The 14,639-nt window shown below is 69.6% G+C and carries 14 protein-coding genes; 10 read left to right on the top strand and 4 right to left on the bottom strand.

Translation table 11 applies throughout. The features are described 5' to 3' along the window. Positions 1-1,158 carry a THUMP-like domain-containing protein gene (locus GO592_RS17245; protein WP_007296834.1) on the top strand — a complete coding sequence of 386 codons (1,158 nt, stop codon included), beginning with the start codon at positions 1-3 and terminating at the stop codon, positions 1,156-1,158. Positions 1,159-1,197: 39 nt separating this feature from the next. Here GO592_RS17245 and GO592_RS17240 read toward each other — a convergent pair whose 3' ends face one another. Further along, entirely contained in the window at positions 1,198-2,505 is a 1,308-nt protein-coding gene (locus GO592_RS17240) for an outer membrane protein assembly factor BamB family protein (protein WP_007296835.1), read from the bottom strand. 139 nt (positions 2,506-2,644) lie between these two features. Between GO592_RS17240 and GO592_RS17235 the strand changes: the two genes are divergently transcribed. Together GO592_RS17235 and GO592_RS17230 are read left to right on the top strand one after the other, a co-directional pair. Next, complete coding sequence (locus GO592_RS17235; RefSeq protein WP_005240319.1) at positions 2,645-3,388, top strand: acyltransferase; 744 nt, start codon at positions 2,645-2,647, stop codon at positions 3,386-3,388. A 25-nt stretch (positions 3,389-3,413) separates the two neighbouring features. Next, positions 3,414-3,671: a DUF3253 domain-containing protein gene (locus GO592_RS17230; RefSeq protein ID WP_007296836.1), complete on the top strand. Its 258-nt coding sequence runs from the start codon at positions 3,414-3,416 to the stop codon at positions 3,669-3,671. A gap of 8 nt (positions 3,672-3,679) precedes the next feature. Here GO592_RS17230 and GO592_RS17225 read toward each other — a convergent pair whose 3' ends face one another. Genes GO592_RS17225 through GO592_RS17215 form a run of 3 tightly spaced genes read right to left on the bottom strand, consistent with a single transcriptional unit; the run spans position 3,680 to position 7,343 of the window. Then, positions 3,680-4,924, bottom strand: coding sequence for a glycosyltransferase family 4 protein (locus GO592_RS17225; protein WP_007296837.1), 1,245 nt, complete (start codon positions 4,922-4,924; stop codon positions 3,680-3,682). Continuing rightward, on the bottom strand, positions 4,921-6,519 hold the full coding sequence (locus GO592_RS17220) for a 1,4-alpha-glucan branching protein domain-containing protein (protein ID WP_007296838.1): 1,599 nt from the start codon (positions 6,517-6,519) through the stop codon (positions 4,921-4,923). Before GO592_RS17220 ends, GO592_RS17225 begins: the two co-directional genes overlap by 4 nt. After that, positions 6,516-7,343, bottom strand: coding sequence for a class I SAM-dependent methyltransferase (locus GO592_RS17215; protein ID WP_005259537.1), 828 nt, complete (start codon positions 7,341-7,343; stop codon positions 6,516-6,518). The genes GO592_RS17220 and GO592_RS17215 overlap by 4 nt, the downstream gene beginning before the upstream one ends. Positions 7,344-7,584: 241 nt before the next feature. Here GO592_RS17215 and GO592_RS17210 point away from each other — a divergent pair, with 241 nt between their 5' ends. The 7 genes from GO592_RS17210 (at position 7,585) to GO592_RS17180 (ending at position 14,627) form a co-directional block, all read left to right on the top strand. Then, positions 7,585-8,385, top strand: coding sequence for an electron transfer flavoprotein subunit beta/FixA family protein (locus GO592_RS17210; protein WP_005259535.1), 801 nt, complete (start codon positions 7,585-7,587; stop codon positions 8,383-8,385). 46 nt (positions 8,386-8,431) lie between these two features. After that, on the top strand, positions 8,432-9,388 hold the full coding sequence (locus tag GO592_RS17205) for an electron transfer flavoprotein subunit alpha/FixB family protein (RefSeq protein WP_005259533.1): 957 nt from the start codon (positions 8,432-8,434) through the stop codon (positions 9,386-9,388). Positions 9,389-9,522: 134 nt separating this feature from the next. Beyond that, positions 9,523-10,356 (top strand): GNAT family N-acetyltransferase, encoded by an 834-nt coding sequence (locus tag GO592_RS17200; RefSeq protein WP_007296839.1) that lies wholly within the window; start codon positions 9,523-9,525, stop codon positions 10,354-10,356. After that, positions 10,353-11,276: a lysophospholipid acyltransferase family protein gene (locus GO592_RS17195; protein ID WP_007296840.1), complete on the top strand. Its 924-nt coding sequence runs from the start codon at positions 10,353-10,355 to the stop codon at positions 11,274-11,276. The genes GO592_RS17200 and GO592_RS17195 overlap by 4 nt, the downstream gene beginning before the upstream one ends. A 17-nt stretch (positions 11,277-11,293) precedes the next feature. Further along, a complete protein-coding gene (locus GO592_RS17190; protein WP_005566003.1) occupies positions 11,294-12,514 on the top strand; it encodes a cysteine desulfurase family protein in 1,221 nt (406 codons plus the stop codon). After that, positions 12,514-13,608, top strand: coding sequence for a tRNA 2-thiouridine(34) synthase MnmA (mnmA, locus tag GO592_RS17185; RefSeq protein WP_007296841.1), 1,095 nt, complete (start codon positions 12,514-12,516; stop codon positions 13,606-13,608). Before GO592_RS17190 ends, mnmA begins: the two co-directional genes overlap by 1 nt. Further along, entirely contained in the window at positions 13,605-14,627 is a 1,023-nt protein-coding gene (locus GO592_RS17180; RefSeq protein ID WP_007296842.1) for a methionine synthase, read from the top strand. The genes mnmA and GO592_RS17180 overlap by 4 nt, the downstream gene beginning before the upstream one ends. The last annotated feature ends 12 nt before the right edge of the window (positions 14,628-14,639 follow it).

Raw genomic sequence — 14,639 nt, 5'->3', positions numbered from 1 at the left:
TTGGGCTATGCGTTCACTGCCGGGGACGTGGAGTTCCTGCAGAGCCCGGACGGGGCAGCCGCTCTCGCGGAGGTGGACGGCTTCGCATTGACCACGTCTACGCGCCTGGCCGACATCGGCCGGGCGCGTACGCGTTTCGGCTCACACGTGGCGTTGCTGGTGGAGACCGTGCTGTTGCGGCGGAAGGCGGCCGCCAAACTTCCCGGCACCGAAAACTGGTTTTTCACCGACGACGCCCTGCAACAGGCGACACCACGGGCGGTCGCCGCACACCGTGCGACGCGGCTGAAGGACCGGCACGTCCACGACGTCACGTGCTCCATCGGCGCCGAACTGGACGCGGTGGCCGGGACGGCCGCAACCGTGATCGGCAGCGACCTCGACTCGGTCCGGCTCCTGATGGCGCAGCACAACGTTCCCGGGGCGGCCGTTCTCCGCGCCGACGCGCTCGTCCCGTGCACCCGCGGCACCGTCGTGCTCGCGGATCCGGCGCGACGGTCCGGCGGCAGGCGCACACACGACCCCGCCGCGCTGGAGCCGCCGCTGCCCGATCTGATCGACGCATACCGTGGACGGGATCTCGCGGTGAAGTGCGCCCCCGGACTCGATTTCGACCGGCTCGGCTGGGACGGCGAGGTGGAGGTGGTGTCGCTCGACGGCGGCGTGCGCGAGGCGTGCCTGTGGTCGCCGGGACTGTCCGGAGCCGGTGTCACCCGGCGAGCGAGCGTCCTCGGCTCCGACGGCACCGCGTGGACGGTGACGGACGCCGAGGACGACGACATCCCCGAACGCGCGCCGGGCGAGTGGATCATCGACCCCGACGGCGCCGTCGTGCGTGCGGGCCTGGTGCGGCACTACGCCGCCCGGCACGGGCTGTGGCAGCTGGATCCCCGGATCGCCTATCTCACCGGCGATTCGGTCCCCGACGGCGTGCGGGGCTTCCGCATTCTCGAACAGGTGAAGTATTCGGAGAAGTCGCTGCGACAGGAGCTGGCGCGGCACGACTGCGGGGTGGCGGAAATCCTCGTGCGCGGCGTCGACGTCGATCCCGCGGTCCTGCGTCCCAAGCTGAAGCTGCGCGGAAGTCGTTCGCTCAGTGTGGTGATCACGCGGATCGGCCGAGCCGGCGTCGCCTTCATCTGCGCTTCGCGCCCGTGAGTACTTCTCAACCGCCGGACGTTAATAAGTACTCACGGGTCAGCGGAGGACGAACAGCTCTCCGAGCAGTGTCGGCGTGAGAACTTCACCCTTCGGCCCGACGGACGTGCCGACCGTGAAGCCCTTCGCCCCGGGCAGGGTGTCCTGGTCGAGGGTTTCGCCGGTCCCGGTGTCGAACGTGAGCATCGCCAGTCCGTCCGTACGCTCGCGGACCACCGCGTAACCGGTGGACCCGGCCGTCTGGGCCGGGACGCCCAGCTGCAGCAGATCCTTCCGCTCCCAGACAAGTTCGGCGTGATCGCCCTTGTCCTGCAACGCCAGCAGGTGGCCGTCGAGTCCGCCCGCGGGGATGATCAGACCGTCCGCGGACGTCGACGGGCTGCCGGCGGCGGCATACCCGATGTCGTAACTCCACTTCGGATCGCCGGTCGCGGAATCGATCGCCCACAACGTGCCCCAGTTGTCGTTGGTGTAGACGACGGAGCCGTCGGCCGACAGATCGGGACTGGACGCGCTGCCGCCCGGCAGTGCATCGCTGGACCATTCCTGGGTGATCGCGGGGTTGTCGCCGCCGGAGTACTTCATTGCGACGAGTTCCGCCGCGGGTGCTCCTGGGGCGAAGAACGTGAAGTAGAACTTGCCGGACTCGAGGTCGATGGCCGGCATGTTCGCCACCGGGCAGTCGGGTGCGCCGAAGAAGCAGCCGCTGAGGCCCTTGTCGTCGGGCAGGATGTCGACGTTCGCGCCCTCGGCGACGGACGGCGGCGGGACGAGATCGTACGGCGCCACGACCTTCTGACCGGTCTGCGTGTCCACGACGTTGATCTGGCCGAGCTGGGTGATGAAGAGGAGATTGCCGTCGCCGGTGAACTGCGCCGACAGCGGCGTCCCGACCACCGGTGTGCGCCAACGCAGCTGGCCGTACTCGTTGAACGAGTTGATGGCGCCGTTCTCACCCACGTACACGTTGGCGGCGCCGTCGACGATGGGCGTGGAGGCCACGGCACCCGGCGCGAGCTGACGGCACCAGCGTTTGCGGCCGCTGTCCATCTGGTAGGAGAAGAGGTTGCAGCCCTTCTCGGTGCGGGCCGTGATGAAGATCTGGCCGCTGGCGGCCACCGACGCGTAATTCGCCACCGGACCGCCGAGCGGCCGCGACCAGGCGAAGGAGAGTTCGCGGGAACCGGTGACGGGGCTGGTGTCGCTGTTGCGGGCGTCGGCGTGCATGCCGGGCCACCCGCCCGCGGAGAAGATGTCGTCGACCTGCGTTCCGCTGCTGCAGCCGCTGAGGACGACAGCCGAGATCGTCGCCAGCGCCAGTACTGACGAACGTAGGACCCGCCGCATTACTTCTCCTCGTCTTCGATAACGCTCGGCCCAGAGACTATCCCGCCGAGGCTGCGCCGATCGGCACACCCCGATGCCGGTGTCGGAGTCCGGACGCACCCGACCGGGGGCCCGAGCTGTGAACGTAGGCTGACAGGCTATGACGAGCATGTGGGGCGCACCGTTGCGTACGAGGTGGCGAGGATCCCGGCGGAGCGACAGCGAGCAGGCCCGCTTCCTGACACGCGACTCGCTGCGATGGGTGCTGGCGAACAAGGCGTACACGCCGTGGTACCTCGTGCGGTACTACCGGCTCGCGAAGTTCAAGCTGGCCAACCCGCACGTGATCCTGCGTGGCATGGTGTTCCTCGGCAAGCGGGTGGAGATCCATTCGACCCCCGACCTGTCGCGGCTCGAGATCGGCCGCTGGGTGCACATCGGCGACGGCAATGCGATCCGCTGCCACGAGGGGTCGCTGCGCATCGGCGACAAGGTGGTCTTCGGCAAGGACAACGTCGTCAACACGTACCTCGACATCGAGATCGGCGCGTCGACGCTCGTGGCCGACTGGTGCTACATCACCGACTTCGATCACCGCATGGACGATGTGAACGTCCCGATCAAGGATCAGGGCATCGTGAAGGGCCCGGTCCGCATCGGACCCGACACGTGGGTGGCGGCCAAGGTCACGGTTCTCCGCAACACGCGGGTGGGGCGAGGCTGTGTTCTCGGCGCGCATGCCGTCGTCAAGGGTGACATCCCGGACTTCAGCATCGCCGTCGGCTCGCCGGCCAAGCCCGTGAAGAACCGCAAGGCCGAGTGGGAGGCGGGTGCGTCCGAACGCGCGAAGTACATCGCGGCCCTCGAGGACATCGCCCGGAAGAAGGCGGCGCAGGAGAACTGACCGGCGCGGTGGCATAGTCGGCAGCATGACCGCGTCGGACAGTGAACTCGAGGAGCGCATCCGGGCGCTCCTCGACGCGCGGTCCGCGAGTTCGAGCATTTGCCCGTCGGATGTCGCGCGGGCCGTCGCACCGGACGACTGGCGACCCCTCATGGAACCGGTCCGGGAGGCCGCCCGGCGCCTGGTCGACGCCGGCGAGGTCGAGGTCACTCAGAAAGGTGCCGTGGTGGATCCGCGATCGGCACGGGGTCCGATCCGGATCCGGCGGGCCCGCGCGGACTGAGGGCCACGTCAGCGACCGGGCAGCGGACGCTCGGGAATCTCCGGCCTCGCCAACGGGTGCCGCACGCGGCGCTTGGCGCCCGCGTAGACGTGGACGGTGTCCTCGGCCACCTTGTGCCAGTCGAAATCCGCGGTGAGACGGTCACGGGCGGCCAACGCGCGCTGCTGGGCGCCTGCCGGGTCGTCGAGGACCTCCCGGACCGCGGACGTGAGCCCGGTGACGTCGCCCGGCTGGAACGACATGCCGGTCTCGCCGTCGACGACCGCTTCACCGAGGCCGCCGGCGGTGGACGCCACGAGCGGGGTGCCGGAGGCGGCGGCTTCGAGTGCGATGATGCCGAACGGCTCGTACCGGCTGGGCAGGACGATGGCGTCGGCGCCGTGCAGCCACCCGAGCAGTTCGATGTGGTCGAGGTTGCCGAGGAAGTTCACGGCACGGGCGACGCGATGGGTGCGGGCCTGCTGGTAGAGCCAGGTGAACTGGGTGCCTTCACCGGCGATCGACAGCGTGGTCCCGGGGTGGCTGCGGCGGATGCGGGGGAGCGCGGCGATGGCGTCCTGCACGCCCTTCTCGTATTCGAGGCGGCCGACGAACAGTAGTTTCGGCGGTCCGGACCGTGGCGCGCGCTCGCGGAAGCTCCAGGTGGTGAGGTCGATTCCGTTGCGGATCACCGTGATCGGTGGGAGCTGCGGACCGTAGAGTGTGGTCACTTCGTCCTGCATCGACGCGGAACAGGTGATGAGCGCATCGGATTCGTTGGCCAGCCACCATTCCACCGAATGCACCTGCCGGTTGATCCGGCCGGACACCCAGCCGCTGTGCCGTCCGGCCTCGGTGGCGTGGAGTGTGGAAACCAAAGGGACGTCGTAGAATTCGGCCAACGCGATGGCGGGGTGGGCCACGAGCCAGTCGTGTGCGTGCACCACGTCCGGCTGCCAGCCCTCCCCGACACCGGGCTTGTGCAGGGCGACGCCGGCCCGCACCATCGCGTGCCCCATCGCGAGTGTCCACGCCAGCATGTCCTCGCCGAAGACGAAGTGCGCGGGGTCCTCGGCGACGGCGACGACCAGCACGCCGTCTTCGATGTGGGTGACGGTGGGATGGGTGGAGGCGTCGGTGCCCGACGGCCGCCGCGACAACACCACCACTTCGTGTCCGGCCGCCGCGAGTTCGGTGGCCAGGTGGTGGACGTGGCGGCCGAGACCGCCGACCACGACGGGTGGGTACTCCCACGACACGATCAGGATCTTCACGACGCCCCTCCCTCGGTGCCCGTCCGCCGGTGCTCCCTGCCGGGCAGACGCCGCGCGTCGAGCCCGGGGAACAGGCCGTCGGCGCGGTTCCATCCCTCTGCGAGCCGGTTCGCGGCCGCGTCCTTGCCCGCCGACACCGCGGCCGCGATTTCGCGGGTGGCATGTGCGTGCTTGTGTGCCCGGTCGCGGGCATATCCGGCCGCGGAATCCTTGCTGACCATGAACGCCCAGTCGCTCGACACCGTCATGAGTGCCTCCCGCAGTATCTGATCGTTCACGCGGTTCCGGAGCGCGGGACGTCCGGGGGCAGCATCGGTGTCGCGGGTCTTGTCCACGGTGTCGAGGGCGGTCGCGACCACCTCGGAGTTGAGTTGCACCAGGTCCGAGACCTGATCGCCGGCCCACACCCGCCAATCCTTGCCGGATCCCCACGACGATTTCTCGAGCTGGACGGGTTCGCCCACGTAGCCCTGCCGCCGGGCGTCATCGAGGGTGCCGACCCGGATTCCGGCCTCGGGCAGCGCCCGCAGCACCTTCTCGAGCCACTCGGGGCCCTCGTGCCACCAGTGCCCGAACAGCTCCGTGTCGAACGCGGCGACGACGAGCGCGGGCCGTCCGATGCGCTCCGACTCGTCGCGCAGGCGCCTGCGGACGGTGGCAACGAAGTCGGCCACGTGCCGGTCGACCGCGGCCGTAGCCAGGGCGGGGTCGTATGGCGCCTTGTCGGCCGAGTCGACCGTGCGGCCGGTCACCCGGGCCGGTTTGAGGCCGGTGTCGTGGTCGTACGTGTGGAAGTCGCGGTAGGCGCCGTGCCCGGGGTAGCCCGACTTCGGCGACCACACCCGGTAACTCACCTGCAGGTCGCGTCCGAACGCGACCACGTCGGACTCACGGACCGGTCTGCCGAGCGACGTGTCGCCGCGCAGGGCGGGACCGTCGACCATGAAATGAGTGACACCCGCCTCGGCGTATCCGGTCTCCATGCCGGGGGTGTACCCGCATTCGGGCCCCCAGATACCTGTCGGCGTGCAGCTCCACCGCGCGGCGGCGTCGGCGAGCCCCTCGCTGAGGGAGAAGGCGCGCAACCGCGGGTCGAGCAGCGGCTGGAACGGGTGGGCAAGCGGCCCGCCGAGCAGTTCGAACGCCCCGCGGTCGAGAAGGTCGCGCAGTACCGGTGAGCCGCCGTGCCGCCAGCGCAGTTCGAAGTCGGCGAGTGCGGCGGCGGACGCGCGGTGCTCGCGGGCACCGAGATCGCGGTGCGCGTCGTCGGGCATGCCTGCCGCCTCGTGTGCGCGGATCTGCCAGTTCCCGAGCCAGTGGTGCATCCCCGCCAGACAGTGCGGATCGTCGAGCTGAGCTGCGAGAACGGGGGTGATGCCGAGGGTCAGCAGGTGTGAGCGACCCTCATCGGACAGCCGCCGCAACATCGCGGTGAGAGGGAGGTACGACGCCGCCCACGACTGGTACAGCCACTCCTCGCCCACCGGCCACCGGCCGTGGTTGGCGAGCCAGGGCAGGTGGGAGTGCAGAACCAGGCAGAACATGCCCGGTTCCGTCGCGTCGCCCGCTCCGGTGCGGTTGTCGGATTCGGTCACCGAACAGGATCTTTCACCGCGACGGCCACCAGGTCGAGGCTGTCGTCGATGTCGCCCTCGTGCAGGGCGAAATCGTCGACGGTGATGCCCTCGACGTCGCGGGTCAGTTCGTCGGGCCAGGGTTCGCCGGCGAGTGCGCGGTCGATCTGCGCGCCGATGAACGAGCCGCCGTGCTTCGCGTCGAGGGACTTCAGCCGGTCGCCGTGATGGACGCCGGTCATGAGGGCGACCCTGAATCCGGCCTCCTCGAGCAGTTCGGTCAGCTCGGCCGCGTCGAGTTCGCGGGTGTGGAACGGATTGAGGGGCGTGTCGCGGCCCGGCGAGAACGTGATGCGGTTGGGGGTGCTGACGAGCAGTTCCCCGCCGGGCGTCAGCACCCGGAAGCATTCGCGCAGGAATTGCGCCTGGTCCCACAGGTGTTCGATCACCTGGAAATTGACGACGGTGTCTACGGATTCGTCGTCGAGGGGAAGCTCCGCGAGGTTGCCGTGCAGCATCTCGACGCGGGGGTAGCGCGCACGGACGTGTTCGACCGCGGAGATGTCGTAGTCGAGTCCGGTGACGCTCTGTGCCACGTCGGCAATCATGTTGGCGCCGTAGCCTTCTCCGGATCCGGCCTCGAGTACCCGGCGTCCCGTGCAGCGGGGGAGGAGGTCGCGGTAGACCACCTCGTGCCGCCGGAACCAGTAGTTCTCCTCGGGGATCCCGGGCACGGTCCGCTCGCCCGTGAGGGGCAGTTGCTCGTCGCCGGTCGATGGCAATTGCTCGTGACCGAGCGGGGGTAGCGGTGCGTCCTCGCGGTCGCCGACAAATGATTCGCTCACCGCTGCGAGGTTAGTGCCACCGGCAAGGTCGCTCGTCCAGGTGGTCTACATCACAGGGATGAAATGCGCATTCGGCCGTTATGGTGAACGAGACTTTCACGCAAGTTACCGACCGGTAACTTAACGTGGGGTAATCTGTCGCAGAGCCATCGTGCGACGAAATATCGACAACGAGAGCTCGGCCCACGCGGAGCAACTCACGATAACCACGCAAGAACACACAGGAGGTCGACGAAGACCCATGACGAACATCGTTGTTTTGATCAAGCAGGTCCCCGACACGTGGTCCGAGCGCAAGCTGACCGACGGTGACTACACGCTTGACCGCGAGGCCGCCGATGCAGTGCTCGACGAGATCAACGAGCGCGCCGTCGAAGAAGCGCTCCTGATCAAGGAGGCTCAGGGCGGCGAGGTGACCGTCCTCTCCGCAGGTCCGGACCGCGCCACCGACGCCATCCGCAAGGCCCTGTCCATGGGTGCCGACAAGGCAGTGCACATCAACGACCCGGCCCTCCACGGCTCCGACGCGGTGCAGACCGCGTGGACCCTGGCCGCGGCGCTCGGACAGATCACGTTCGAGAACGAAGAGCCTGCCGACCTGATCATCGCCGGTAACGAGGCCACCGACGGCCGCGTCGGCGCCGTTCCGGCCATCATCGCTGAGTACCTGGGCATCCCGCAGCTCACGCAGCTGCGCAAGCTCACGGTCGCCGACGGCACCGTCACCGGAGAGCGCGAGACCGACGAGGGCGTCTTCGGCCTCGAAGCGAGCCTGCCGGCCATCGTCAGCGTCACCGAGAAGATCAACGAGCCCCGCTTCCCCTCCTTCAAGGGCATCATGGCCGCGAAGAAGAAGGAAGTTCTCGTCTACACGTTGGCCGACCTCGGTGTCGACCCGGAGACCGTCGGTGTCGCCAACGCGGGCACCACCGTCACCGCCTCCACCCCCAAGCCCCCGCGTACCGCTGGTGAGCGCATCGTCGACGAGGGCGACGGCGGCAGCAAGATCGCTGCCTACCTCGTGGGCCAGAAGATCATCTGATCTCGCCCCTCTACAGACCAGCAGACACATACAGGGAGAGTTAGACATGGCAGAAGTACTGGTGCTCGTCGAGCACGCAGAGGGTGCGCTGAAGAAGGTCAGCACCGAACTCATCACCGCCGCTCGCGCGCTCGGTGAGCCGGCCGCAGTGGTCACCGGTCCCGCCGGTACCGCCGACAAGCTGGCCGAGGGCCTCGCCGCCGCAGGCGCGGCCAAGATCTACGTCGCCGAGTCGGACGACATCGACGGCTACCTGGTCACCCCGAAGGTCGACGTGCTCGCGTCGCTCGTCGAGTCGGCCGCGCCGGCTGCGGTCATCACCGCCGCCAGCGTCGAGGGCAAGGAGGTCTCCGGACGTCTTGCTGCCCGCATCGGCTCCGGTCTGCTCGTCGACGTCGTCGACGTGAAGTCCGACGGCAGTGCCGTGCACTCCATCTTCGGTGGCGCATTCACCGTCGACGCCAAGGCCAACGGCGACGTCCCGGTCATCTCGGTCCGCCCGGGTGCCATCGAGGCGAAGCCCGAAGCCGGCGCAGGCGAGAAGGTCTCCGTCGAGGTCCCGGCCCAGGAAGAGGGCGCCGTCAAGATCACCTCGCGTGATCCGATCGTCGGTGGCGACCGCCCCGAGCTCACCGAGGCGACCGTCGTCGTCTCCGGTGGCCGCGGTGTCGGCAGCGCCGACAAGTTCACCGTCGTCGAGGAACTCGCCGACTCGCTGGGTGCCGCTGTCGGTGCCTCGCGTGCCGCGGTCGACTCGGGCTACTACCCGGGACAGTTCCAGGTCGGTCAAACCGGCAAGACGGTCTCCCCGCAGCTGTACATCGCGCTCGGCATCTCCGGTGCCATCCAGCACCGCGCCGGTATGCAGACGTCGAAGACCATCGTCGCCGTGAACAAGGACGAGGAAGCCCCGATCTTCGAGATCGCGGACTACGGCATCGTCGGCGACCTGTTCAACGTCGCTCCGCAGCTCACCGAGGCAGTCAAGGCCCACAAGGGCTGATTCTCGGCCGACGGCGGCCCCGTTCCCTTACCGGGAGCGGGGCCGCCGTCGTATCTTCCGTCGTTCATCCGGGCTGCATCGACACGACACCCGGGCGATGCCCTCACGCCGCCCCTGCTCGGTAAACCTGCGCCATGACAACTTCGTCAGTTCTCCGCGCACCGAGTGAGACCGCCGATTCTGTTGTAACCGCGCCCCGATACTCCCTGGTCGTCTCGTCCGACCGCGAACACCGCGTTTCCGCCCAGCGGCTGCGCTACCGCGTGTTCGCCTCCGAACCCGGATTCTCCGTCCCCGCGCACGTGGACGCCCTCGACGCCGACCGGTTCGACGACTTCTGTGACCACCTCCTCGTCCGCCACGAGGAGACCGGCGAGTTCGTCGGTTGCTACCGCATGCTCCCGCCCGACGCCGCTGCCCAGGCCGGTGGCTATTACACCGCCACCGAATTCGACATCTCCGCGCTCGACCCCGTCGGCAACCGCATCGTCGAGATGGGCCGGGCGTGCGTCGACCCCGACCACCGCTCCGGTTCGGTGCTGAGCCTGATGTGGGCAGGCATCCTCCACTACCTGCAGCTCACCGGATACGAATGGGTCATGGGATGCGTCTCCGTGCCGATGCGCGAGCATCCGGACGCGGTGGCCGGATCCAACGTCCGAGGGGTGCGCGACCTGCTGCTCCGCAAGTACGGCAACGACCCGGCCGCGCGGGCCGTGCCCAGGAACCCGGTGCGCGTCGACGGGCGGTCGCTCGACGAGATCGAGCCGCCCGCCCGGCCGACCCTGCCGCCGCTGCTCCGGGGCTACCTGCGCCTCGGCGCCAAGGTGTGCGGTGAGCCCGCGCACGATCCGGAGTTCGGTGTCGCCGATTTCGTCGCACTGCAGGGACTGCACGGCGCCAACGAGCGCTACCTCGAACGCCTGCGTTCGGCATCGGCCACTCTCGAGGCGGGAGCACGAGCATGAGCACGGCGGTGTCCGAGTCGCCCGAGGTGACCGTGCACTCGTGGATGCCGGCGAGTCCGTGCGGCGTGGGATGTCTGCCCGCGGAGGCGAACGGAGTGTCGATCCCGACCGTGGTCGTTCGCTGGTGCCTCGTCGTGTCGGCACTGGCGACGGCGCCGCTCCTGACCGCGGGATGGCTGCTGCCGCGGTCGTGGCGGACCGGTCTGCAGCGGCGGTACGCAGCGATCCTGTTGCGCTGCGTGGGAATTCGCCTCGTCGTCGTCGATCATCGTGGAAAGCGCCGTCACACCGGCGGGATCCTGGTGGTGGCCGGCCACGTGTCGTGGACCGATGTGCTGGTGCTCAGCGCGCTCGCCCCGGCGAACTTCGTCGCCCGCGGGGATCTGCTGGACTGGCCGGTTCTGGGGTCGCTCGCGCAGCGGATGAGGGTCGTCCCGATCGAGCGGCAGAACCTGCGCGCACTCCCGGACACGGTGGCGACGACGGCGGGCAGGCTGCGCGACGGCGAACGAGTCGTGGCGTTCCCGGAGGGCACCACGTGGTGCGGACGGGCGTACGGCGGTTTCCGGCCTGCGCTGTTCCAGGCGGCGATCGACGCGGAATGTCCGGTCCAGCCGATCTCGCTGCGGTACACCGGCCGGGGCGGGGACCTGACGACCGGGCCGTGCTTCGTCGGCGAGGAGACGATCGGTCAGTCGATCCGGCGCATCATCCGCCAGAAGGGAGTCACCGCGGAGGTCCGGCTGGCGCCGATCGAGTACCCGGGGGACTGCCGCCGCGATCTGGCGACCCGGTGTGAGCGCGCCGCGCGGGGCGACGAACGGATCGATCTCGCAGCGCACGACATCGTCGATCCGCTGCAGGGTGTGGTCGGGACGGCGGCCGTGGGCATCGAGGCGGCGGAGCGTCTCGTCGCCTGAGCTATCCTGGTCACGTCATGACCTCTGCCCGCAGTGCCGATCACCCCGTCTACCTGGACCACGCAGCCACCACTCCCATGGTGCCCGCTGCCGTCCGGGCGATGACCGACATCTTCACGACCGTGGGCAATGCGTCCTCGCTGCACGGTTCCGGACGCGCCGCCCGCCGTCGCATCGAGGAGGCCCGCGAATCCATCGCCGCCGACCTCGGTGCCAGGCCGTCCGAGGTCATCTTCACCTCCGGCGGCACCGAGAGCGACAATCTCGCGGTCAAGGGCATCTTCTGGGCCCGGCGGGACGCCGACCCCGACCGGGTGCGGATTCTCGCCAGTTCCGTGGAGCACCATGCGGTTCTCGACGCGGTGGAGTGGCTCGAGAAGCACGAGGGTGCCCAGGTCACGTGGCTGCCCGTCGACGAACTGGGCCGGGTGTCCCCGCAGGCGCTGCGCGACGAACTCGCCGTCAACGCGGACGAGACGGCCCTGGTCACGATCATGTGGGCCAACAACGAGGTCGGCACGATCATGCCGATCACCGAACTCGCCGCCGTGGCGGCCGAGTTCGGTGTGCCGATGCACAGCGACGCCGTCCAGGCCGTCACGCACATCCCCGTGGACTTCGCTGCGAGCGGGCTGTCCGCGCTGAGCATCGCCGCGCACAAGGTCGGCGGACCGCAGGGCGTCGGTGCGCTGCTGCTGGGACGGCAGGTGCCGTGTGTGCCGCTGCTGCACGGCGGGGGACACGAGCGCGACCTGCGTTCGGGTACCCCGGACACGGCGGGCGTCGTCGGTATGGCGGCGGCGCTGCGTGACACGACCGCCGACCTCGACTCCCGCGCGACGGAACTGACCGTCCTGCGCGACCGCTTGATCGAGCGCGTCGGCGAGACCGTTCCCGATGCCGTGCTGAACGGGCCGGTGGGCAGCGCGCGGCTGCCGGGCAACGCCCACTTCACGTTCCCCGGCTGCGAGGGCGATTCGCTGCTGATGTTGCTCGACGCCGCCGGGATCGAGTGTTCGACCGGGTCGGCGTGTACCGCCGGAGTCGCTCGTCCGAGCCACGTCCTGACCGCGATGGGCGTTGATTCCGCGACCGCGCGGGGATCGTTGCGCTTCTCGTTCGGGCACACGTCGACGGTCGCGGACGTGGATGCAGTCATCGCGGCACTGCCGCAAGTTGTGGAGCGGGCCCGCGCCGCCGGGCTCGCCGGTGTCGGAGCGCGTGGAGGGGATCGTTGATGCGAGTACTGGCGGCCATGAGTGGCGGCGTGGATTCCGCGGTGGCGGCGGCACGGGCGGTCGCTGCCGGGCACGACGTGGTGGGCGTGCATCTCGCGCTGTCTGCCGAGCCGGGCACGCTGCGGACCGGATCCCGGGGCTGCTGCTCCAAGGAGGACGCCGGTGATGCCCGGCGTGCCGCGGACGTGCTCGGAATCCCGTTCTACGTCTGGGATTTCGCCGACCGCTTCAAGGAAGACGTGATCGACGACTTCGTGGCGTCGTACGCCGCGGGGGAGACCCCCAACCCGTGCCTGCGGTGCAACGAGAAGATCAAGTTCGCGGCGCTCGCCGACCGTGCGATCGCCCTCGGGTTCGACGCGGTGGCCACCGGCCACTACGCGCAACTCGAGAACGGCGTGCTGCGCCGCGCCGTCGACGCGGACAAGGATCAGTCGTACGTGCTCGGTGTGCTCACCGCCGAGCAGTTGTCGCGGGCGATGTTCCCGGTGGGGGACACCCCGAAGGGCCAGATCCGGGAGGAGGCCGCCGAACGCGGCCTCGCCGTGGCGAACAAGCCCGACAGCCACGACATCTGCTTCATCCCGTCCGGCGACACCCGCGCATTCCTCGGTGCCCGCATCGGTGTTCGCCCGGGCAGTGTGGTCGACGCCGATTCGGGTGAGGTGCTCGCGGAACACGAGGGCGTGCACGGTTTCACGATCGGCCAGCGGAAGGGCCTCGGCGTCCAGGGTCCCGCAGCCGACGGGCAACCGCGGTACGTGACGTCCATCGAACCCGACACCGGCACCGTCCGCGTCGGTTCCGCACGCGACCTCGAGGTGCACGCGATCACGGCGGACCGCGCCGTGTGGACGTCCGGGAGCACGCCGACCGGGCCCCTCGAATGCACCGTCCAGGTCCGGGCCCACGGCGGGCTCGCCGACGCCGTCGCCGAAGCGGTCGACGGCGGCATCGCCATCTCCCTTCGGGAGCCGCTCACCGGCGTCGCGAAGGGGCAGGCCGTCGTGCTGTACCGGACCGACCCGGCAGGCGACATCGTGCTGGGCAGCGGAACCATCTCGGGTACCGACGCGCGTCCGAACACGCAGTGACGCAGGGTATCTCACTGGCCGGAGCCGTCACCGGCGTCGGCTCGTGGCCGGGCACGGATCCGCGTGAAGCCGCCACGATCGTTCTCGGTGAACTCGGCCGGCTCCCGCACCTCGTCGAGTTGCCCGCCCGCGGGCTCGGCGCCGACATGATCGGCCGCGCCAGCGCTCTGCTCGTGGATCTGCAGCTGGACGTGTCCACGACGGCCTACCGCGTGGTGCAGCGTCGCGGCTCGGTCGCCAAGCGGGCGACCGACCTTCTGAACCAGGATCTCGACGCGCTCGAGGAGGCGTGGGAGAGTGCGGGCCTCGTCGGCGCCGACCACGTGGTGAAGGTGCAGTCGGTGGGTCCACTCACGCTGGCGGCCGAGGTGGAACTCGGCACCGGCCGGCGCGTGCTCACCGATCCCGGCGCGGTGCGCGACTTCGCCGAATCGCTGGGCGAGGGGCTCGCGCGGCACGCCGCGGAAGTCACGCGACGTCTTGGCGCGCAGGTGCTGGTCCAATTCGACGAGCCGCGACTGCCCGCCGTGCTGGCGGGCACACTGTCCGGTCGGTCGCGGCTCGAGACCGTGCGGGCGATGCCGGAACCGGAGGCTCTCGCCGTGCTCGAGGCCGCCCTCGCCGGCTGCGGCGCGGTGACCATGGTGCATTGCTGCTCCGCCGACCTGCCCACCGACCTTCTGCGGCGCAGCAGTGCCCGTGCGGTGGGTCTGGACGTGTCTCAGCTGGCGTCCGCGGACCTGGACGGCATCGGCGAGTTGCTCGACTCGGGCAAGGAGCTCGCACTCGGCCTCGTCCCGACTGACGCTCCCGCGGTGCCTGCCACGTGGCGCGACCTGGCCCGACCTGCGGTGACGCTGATCGACCGGCTCGGATTTCCGCGCACGACGCTGCGGACCCAGGTCGCCGTGACTCCCGCCTGCGGACTCGCGGGCGCAAGCGCGTCCTGGAGCCGGGACGCGCTGAAGTTGTGCGCCGAGGTGAGCAGCGCGTTCACCGACGACCCCGAATCGCTCTGAGTCCGGCGTTCG

Origin of the sequence: Rhodococcus sp. 21391 (assembly GCF_016772255.1) — a bacterium.
GTDB lineage: Bacteria > Actinomycetota > Actinomycetes > Mycobacteriales > Mycobacteriaceae > Rhodococcus_F > Rhodococcus_F opacus.
This window is presented reverse-complemented; position numbering and strand designations above follow the sequence as displayed.

Excerpts from the sequence above, each read along its gene's own strand:
- GO592_RS17240 (WP_007296835.1), bottom strand. The coding sequence starts at position 2,505 with ATGCGGCGGGTCCTACGTTCGTCAGTACTGGCGCTGGCGACGATCTCG.
- GO592_RS17235 (WP_005240319.1), top strand. The coding sequence starts at position 2,645 with ATGACGAGCATGTGGGGCGCACCGTTGCGTACGAGGTGGCGAGGATCC.
- GO592_RS17230 (WP_007296836.1), top strand. The coding sequence starts at position 3,414 with ATGACCGCGTCGGACAGTGAACTCGAGGAGCGCATCCGGGCGCTCCTC.
- GO592_RS17210 (WP_005259535.1), top strand. The coding sequence starts at position 7,585 with ATGACGAACATCGTTGTTTTGATCAAGCAGGTCCCCGACACGTGGTCC.
- GO592_RS17205 (WP_005259533.1), top strand. The coding sequence starts at position 8,432 with ATGGCAGAAGTACTGGTGCTCGTCGAGCACGCAGAGGGTGCGCTGAAG.
- GO592_RS17200 (WP_007296839.1), top strand. The coding sequence starts at position 9,523 with ATGACAACTTCGTCAGTTCTCCGCGCACCGAGTGAGACCGCCGATTCT.
- GO592_RS17195 (WP_007296840.1), top strand. The coding sequence starts at position 10,353 with ATGAGCACGGCGGTGTCCGAGTCGCCCGAGGTGACCGTGCACTCGTGG.
- GO592_RS17190 (WP_005566003.1), top strand. The coding sequence starts at position 11,294 with ATGACCTCTGCCCGCAGTGCCGATCACCCCGTCTACCTGGACCACGCA.
- mnmA (WP_007296841.1), top strand. The coding sequence starts at position 12,514 with ATGCGAGTACTGGCGGCCATGAGTGGCGGCGTGGATTCCGCGGTGGCG.